Origin of the sequence: Jeongeupia naejangsanensis (assembly GCF_016865585.1) — a bacterium.
Lineage (GTDB): Bacteria > Pseudomonadota > Gammaproteobacteria > Burkholderiales > Chitinibacteraceae > Jeongeupia > Jeongeupia naejangsanensis.
Genome location: NZ_JAESND010000016.1, coordinates 35,933 through 42,283, shown reverse-complemented (window position 1 = coordinate 42,283; position 6,351 = coordinate 35,933). Strand labels below are relative to the sequence as shown.

General features: G+C 63.1%; 7 protein-coding genes. 4 read left to right on the top strand and 3 right to left on the bottom strand.

Annotated features, from left to right (window positions below; genetic code table 11):
* The 4 genes from JMJ54_RS18760 to JMJ54_RS18745 all read left to right on the top strand — a co-directional run.
* Nucleotides 1-236 (top strand): DUF2345 domain-containing protein (locus JMJ54_RS18760; RefSeq protein ID WP_203540060.1); only part of this gene is annotated, 236 nt, incomplete at its 5' end.
* Nucleotides 233-1,165 (top strand): DUF4123 domain-containing protein, encoded by a 933-nt coding sequence (locus JMJ54_RS18755; protein WP_203540059.1) that lies wholly within the window; start codon nucleotides 233-235, stop codon nucleotides 1,163-1,165. The genes JMJ54_RS18760 and JMJ54_RS18755, both read left to right, overlap by 4 nt.
* A gap of 22 nt (nucleotides 1,166-1,187) precedes the next feature.
* Nucleotides 1,188-1,679, top strand: coding sequence for a hypothetical protein (locus JMJ54_RS18750; RefSeq protein ID WP_203540058.1), 492 nt, complete (start codon nucleotides 1,188-1,190; stop codon nucleotides 1,677-1,679).
* A gap of 6 nt (nucleotides 1,680-1,685) precedes the next feature.
* Complete coding sequence (locus JMJ54_RS18745; RefSeq protein ID WP_203540057.1) at nucleotides 1,686-3,071, top strand: T6SS phospholipase effector Tle1-like catalytic domain-containing protein; 1,386 nt, start codon at nucleotides 1,686-1,688, stop codon at nucleotides 3,069-3,071.
* A 116-nt stretch (nucleotides 3,072-3,187) separates the two neighbouring features.
* On the opposite strand, the gene JMJ54_RS18740 is transcribed toward JMJ54_RS18745, so the two are convergent.
* From JMJ54_RS18740 to JMJ54_RS18730, 3 genes are read right to left on the bottom strand one after another with little or no spacing between them, the layout of a single operon-like run.
* On the bottom strand, nucleotides 3,188-4,651 hold the full coding sequence (locus JMJ54_RS18740) for a sigma-54 interaction domain-containing protein (RefSeq protein WP_203540056.1): 1,464 nt from the start codon (nucleotides 4,649-4,651) through the stop codon (nucleotides 3,188-3,190).
* A 5-nt stretch (nucleotides 4,652-4,656) separates the two neighbouring features.
* On the bottom strand, nucleotides 4,657-5,583 hold the full coding sequence (miaA, locus tag JMJ54_RS18735) for a tRNA (adenosine(37)-N6)-dimethylallyltransferase MiaA (RefSeq protein WP_203540055.1): 927 nt from the start codon (nucleotides 5,581-5,583) through the stop codon (nucleotides 4,657-4,659).
* Nucleotides 5,580-6,344, bottom strand: a complete 765-nt coding sequence (locus tag JMJ54_RS18730) for a hypothetical protein (protein ID WP_203540054.1) — start codon at nucleotides 6,342-6,344, stop codon at nucleotides 5,580-5,582. Before JMJ54_RS18730 ends, miaA begins: the two co-directional genes overlap by 4 nt.
* Nucleotides 6,345-6,351 lie beyond the last annotated feature (7 nt).

Sequence of the window (6,351 nt, the reverse complement as noted above, 5' to 3'; positions counted from 1 at the left end):
ACGTGATCGCCGGCGAGGAAATCCTGCTGACGGCAGGCGGCGGCTACATCCGGCTCAAGGGCGGGAACATCGAGATCCATTGTCCGGGGAAGGTGGATGTGAAGGGGGCGGATCACAGCTTCAGTGGGCCTGCCAGCTTCACATATTCCTTACCGTCGTGGACCAGTACCAACAAGAACCTTCCTTGCGCCGCTGCGGCCGCAAAGCAGGGTAGCGCTTTTGTGAAAATGAAATGATCAGAGATTCGAACGAATTCACCGAGCTGGCTTCGGATGACGATTTCCGTGTCTGGCTTCCAAAGGCACTGGGGCAGGAGGAGGCGGACGACAAACCGCTGTCGCTGTATCTTCTGGTGGATACCGCAAGGTGCACGACCGATGAGGAAAACAGGCGTCTGGACGACATCTGCCAAGGCAGCGTCTGGACGGGGCTGTACGACGATTTTGAAGGCGACGAGTGGAAACGTCTCGGTCCCCGCCTGATTCGCGTTGCCGACGTGCCGGAACTGATCGGGGACACGCCTTTGGCTCTGCCGCGACAGGCCGTCAGCTATTTGCTCGCGCGGGATTCCCTGCCTTCGCTGAGCGCGCACCTGCTGAAATTGCGGGAAATCGTTCTGCCTGACGGCGGGCGGTCGCTGTTTCGCTTTCAGGATGCGATCGTGCTGCGGGAGCTGGGCGGGCTGCTGAATGCAAGGCAAATCGCGATCATGCTGGGCGGTGCGTCCAGCTGGGCAGTGCCATGCGCTTGTGGTGGATTTGGTGTTTTTTCCAGAAACACCGACCCGTTGAGTGGCGAGCTGGTGCTGGCCAAAACTCAATTCGACGCGCTGAACGAGCGGCTATTGCCTTATTCGATAAAGGCCGAAGTCGATGAGGTCGATTCGGCCATTCTGCTCGGCAAGGATCCGTGTCAGGTCATCACCGATCTTCGTTCAAGAATCGAAGTGGCCAGATCGCATGGCATCGACCTTGACGATGATGTTTCGCTCTTTTGCGTCCTGGGTCTGCAGCTCCCGGCGGGATTCGAGAACGTAAAACCATTCAGCCGGATCTTGCAGTCCGTCCGACGCGACGGCAGGCGTTTTTCCGTCGAGGTCGGAAAAGTCACTGCGGAAGAGTGGGAGTCTTTTGAAGGCGAAGTCGGATTCGACGTCAATGCCTGAATCGGGTACGAGGGATTGTTTCATGATGAAGATGGTCGGTATTTTGTTCGCGCTTTCACTTTCCGCCTGCGGGGCGGAGTCGGCAAAGCTCAGTCGCATGTCGCTTCAGGTGTACAACTATTCCAGCGAGGACATCATGTCCGTAAAAACCGGCAATGGCGAAGGCGGCATGATCGGTTTGGACGGAACGAAACTGGGGGGCGTGACCGGGACTGGCATCATTTGCTGTTTGAGTGTCAAGAGCGGTGCAAAGGAACTGGATCTGCTTGTTGAGTACGCGGGCAAGAAGCAGGTTCTGATCAAGGCGTCGGTCGAGCAGAATCCATGGCCGGCGATGCCCGGTTATCTGACGCTTCACTTCCTGCCCAAAAACGAGGTGGTTGCGGAAATTTCGCCTATTCATGCCTTTCCGCGCCGGGACCTGATCGAGCGGCAGATGAAAAAGTACAAGTTGAAACAGGAAGTGCCATTCAGCGATGTCATGGACAACGGGCCTGTTGTTTCGGGACGGTGAGAAGTCATGGATGCAATCAAGCCGAAAGTCAGGTCGGTAGAAAACATGGTCGCGCGTGCGCAAGCCATTGCCGGAAAAAAGAAAGGTGCAGGGCCTGCCTGCCCCACTTGTCATGTCAAGCTGTGGTTGAGTTTCTTTTTCGACGGAACCGGCAACAACAAATGGAACGACTTTCCAAACAGTCATTCCAACGTGGCAGCCTTGTTTGACGCGCACGTCAATGATCCGGCCAACGGCATTACGTCGTTTTATTATGAAGGTCTGGGCACGCCGTTCGAATTTTCGCAACGTTACGAGAAAAGGACCATCCACAACCCACGCGTCGGTCCTGTTGAAGTAGAGGATATCGGGTACAAGGAAAGCGGAAACAGCAGCCTGGGACTCGGCTTTGCAAACGGCATTACGGAAAGGCTTGAAAAGGCCCTGTTCGACTTTGACGTGGCCATTCAGAACTGGCAGCTGAAAAGGCGGGTGGATGAAATCAACCTGACCGCGTTCGGATTTTCGCGGGGCGCTACCGAAGCGCGTGCATTCATGCACTGGGTTGCCGCGCACAGCAAAGTCCAGAACAGGGGCGGGAAGCTGAGCTATGACGGCATTCCGCTGAATGTGAAATTCCTGGGGATCTTCGATACGGTCGAATCCGTCGGTATGGCGGCGGACAACAAGATGCCGGAATTGATCAAAACGACCATTCCCGCGTATGTCGAAAAATGCACGCATATCGTTGCGGCAAACGAACTCCGGCATGCCTTTCCCTTGACGCTGACCAATGGCGGCCAGCGGACCATCGTCTATCCGGGCATGCATGCGGATATCGGCGGGGGGTACAAGGTCATCGAGCAGGGCCGGAAAAACCACCTGGCCAGACTCGCACTGCTGCAAATGCACGACGAGGCGAGGGCGGCGGGGCTGAAATTCAAGTCCGTCGGCGAAATGAAGGCGGATCGCAAATGGAAGGAAAAATTCGCACCGTCATTTTCGGTGCCGGAAGATGCCAGAACGACATTCAACCAGTACATGGCGGTTGCAAAACCGAGCGGGTCGGTCAGGCAGCATTTCGAAGCACACATGAAACAGATGTGGGCCTGGATCGATTCCGGTCTGGCGCTGGAGGATGCGACATCAAAGCGGGCGAGCGCCATGTCGAGGGATGAAAAGGACGGTCTTCTGACGGTCAGACACATTCTCCGGTACTCCGCGCGAACACCGGAAGGGCGGACCGGCGTGAATCCGAAGAGGGGCAGCGTCAACCCGGTTGTCGAGAAGATGTTCGAAACATACATTCATGATTCTTTCGGACATTTTTCCATGTCAGGCGGAACCATGCAGACGGACATGTCGATTGCGGAGTACTACAAGATCCGGGAAATGAAGAACCCGACGGCATGAAAAACGACGGCACAGGCCGCCGTTTTTCATGCTGGGGCGGATTGCCGCCCGGCAATCCGGTTCAAAGCCCGTGACGCAGGCGCGCCGGGGGCTGCAGTACTTCAGTCCTACGACCCCTACGCCCCCTGCAGGGGCCTGCCTTCCTGGTTCGCTGAGACGCGCAGGCCGTGCAGTACCATCTTCTTGTAGAAGGTGGCGCGGCCGATGCCGAGCCGGGCAGCGGCGTCGATGACGCGCCCGTTGCACGCGGCCAGCGCGTCTTCGAGCAGCTGTTTTTCGAAGCTGGCCATGGCGTCGGTATAGTTCGGGGCGGTCGCCCGCTGGGGTGACGGCAGGCCGGGGCGGAGCAGCGGCAGCAGCTCGGCGGCGCCGAGCACTGGGTGGTCGCTGAGCATGGTCGCGCGTTCGAGCACGTTGCGCAGCTCGCGCACGTTGCCTGGCCAGTCGTAGCCCTGCAGCAAGGCGATGCCGCCGGCATCGATCCGGCGTACCGCACCGCCTTCGGTCGCCGCGAGTTCGGCGAAGACCGTTGCGCACAGCGCGGCGATGTCCGAGCTGCGTTCGCGCAGTGGTGGCAGCTGGATCGACAGCACGTTGAGCCGGTAGAACAGGTCGGCGCGGAAGGCGCCGGTCTCGACCTGCTGCAACAGCCGGGCCGACGTCGCGGCGATGATGCGCACGTCCGAGCGGATCACCTGATTCGAGCCGAGGGCTTCGAATTCCTTGTCCTGCAGTACGCGCAGCAGCTTGGCCTGCAGCGCCAGCGGCAGGTCGCCGATTTCGTCGAGGAAGAGCGTGCCGCCGTCGGCGAGCTGGAACTTGCCGACCCGGCCCTTGCGGTCGGCGCCGGTGTAGGCGCCAGCGGCCGCGCCGAACAGCTCGGCTTCGAGCAGTGATTCGGGGATCGCCGCCATGTTCAGTGTCACCAGCGGCTTGCTGGCGCGGCGCGAGGCGCTGTGGATCGCGTGCGCGAGCACTTCCTTGCCGGTACCGGTTTCGCCGAGCAGCAGCACCGGCGAATCCATCGTCGCCGCGCGCTGCGCCTGGCGCTTGACCTCTTCGCTGGCCGGCGCGCTGCCGACGAAGTTGTCGAACGAGTACTTGGCCCGGCGTGCCTGCGCCAGCGATTCGCGTGCCGCGGCGAGTTCGTCGTTCAGCCGGCCGACCTTGGCGATCAGCGGCGACAGCGAGCGGACCTCGTCGTACAGCGCGAAGCCGATCGCGCCGACGATGAGGCCGGCCTCGTCGCGCAGCGGCAGCCGGGTGACGACGAGCGAACCGCCACGCGTCGGCATCAGGTCGAGCAGCATCGGCTTGCCGGTGCGGACGACCTCGCGCAGCAGGCTCGACGGAATCACCTCTTCGACCGGCCGGCCGAGCGCGTCGGCCGGATTCTTGAAGCCGAAACGGTCGGCATAGCGGGCGTTGATCCATACCACGCGGGTATCGGCATCGACGATGACCGTGCCTTCGCTGAAGGTTTCGAACGAGCGGAACAGCGAGGCGATCGCCCAGTCCCGCGTCTGTTCGTAATCGGCGAGGTGGGCGCCGAGGGCGGAAGCGGGCGGGAGGTCGCTCATCGGTGTCAGATCCTTTCGGCGATATGGCGCAGCACGGTCCCGGCGAGGTCCGGCTGCTGGCAGTCGATCGTCGTCACGTCGTCCATGCCGCGCAGCCAGGTCAGCTGGCGTTTGGCGAGCTGACGGGTCGCGGCGATGCCCTTGTCGCGCAGCGCCTGTGCGCCGTAGTCGCCGTCGAGGTGTTCCCATGCCTGACGGTAGCCGACGCAACGCATGCTCGGCAGATCGAGCGACAGCGTGTACTTCTGCCGCAGCATCGTCACTTCATCGAGCAGTCCGCCCTTGAGCATCAGGTCGAAGCGCAGCGCGATCCGCTCGTGCAGCCAGGCACGGTCGCCCGGCACCAGTGCGAACTTGTGCAGCGCGTACGGCAGTGGTTCGGCGGTCGGCGCGGCGAGCAGTTCGCTCATCGGTTTGCCGGAAAGGATGCAGATCTCCAGCGCCCGTCCGACCCGTTGCGAGTCGTTCGGCGCCAGTCGTGCGGCGGTGACCGGATCGAGGCTGGCGAGGCGCGCGTGCATGCCGGGCCAGCCGATTGCTGCGGCGTCAGCCTCGATCTGCAAGCGCAGCGCGGCATCGGCCTGCGGCAGATCGTGCAGGCCGTACTGCAGCGCGTTGTAATACATCATCGTGCCGCCGACCAGCACCGGCACCTTGCCACGCGCCGAGATGTCGGCCATCAGTGCCAGTGCGTCGCTGCGGAACTGCGCGGCCGAGTACGACTGCTCGGGGCTGATGATGTCGATCAGGTGGTGCGGAGCCCGGGCGAGCTCGGCGGCGTCCGGCTTGGCGGTGCCGACGTCCATGTCGCGGAACACCAGTGCCGAATCGACCGAAATCAGTTCGACCGGCAGCCCGGCCTCGACCAGCACAATCGCACTGGCGGTCTTGCCCGACGCGGTCGGGCCCATCAGGAAAATTGCAGGCGTCATCGTTGTAGTCTTTGCATCAGCAGGTTGGCGGCATAGCCGGCGCCGAGCGCGATCGCCGCGACCGGTAGCGCGGCCCAGCCGCCCAGGTGGCGGGCGAGCGGCGCCAGGCACAGCAGGCTCGCACCGGTACCGACGAGGCCGATGAGGAAGCCGCGCAGCTGCACCAGTACGGCGTCGCGACCGGCGTTGGCGAGCGTGAAGGCGGGGATGACCGTGGCGGCGACCGGACCGGCCGACAGCACGCCGGTCAGCGCCGGGCCCAGCGGCAAGGTCATGGCGGTCAGGCTGGCGACCAGCACGAAGGCGGCGGCCATCCGGGTGGCGAGTTCGGCTTTCGGCATCGGCACGATGCGCGGCGGCGCCGACGGTTTCGGCAGCAGCACGCCGGCCGCAATCAGCAGCCCGGCGAGCGCGGCGATGCCGAGTGGCAGGCTGTGCGCGAGCCCGCTCCACGCCAGTGCGAGCGCGGTGATCAGATAGGCGATCCAGCCGCAGGCGAGCATGCCCGGCCAGCCGAAGCGCCGGCTGGCATGGCCGAGTGCGAGCATGTAGACGATGTTGGCCCACAGCCCGGCCGGCGCGGCGCTGGCGGCGGCGAGGGCGTAGTCCTGACCGTGTTCGAGCCACAGCGCGGTGATCACGCAGGCGGCGATCAGCGGCAGGCCGCCGAGCAGGCCGGCGGCGGCCGGCCCCCAGCGCTTGCCGGCAAGGCTGGCCAGCCCGATGACCACCGGACCGGCGAACAGCTTGACTGCGATCACGCTGCCC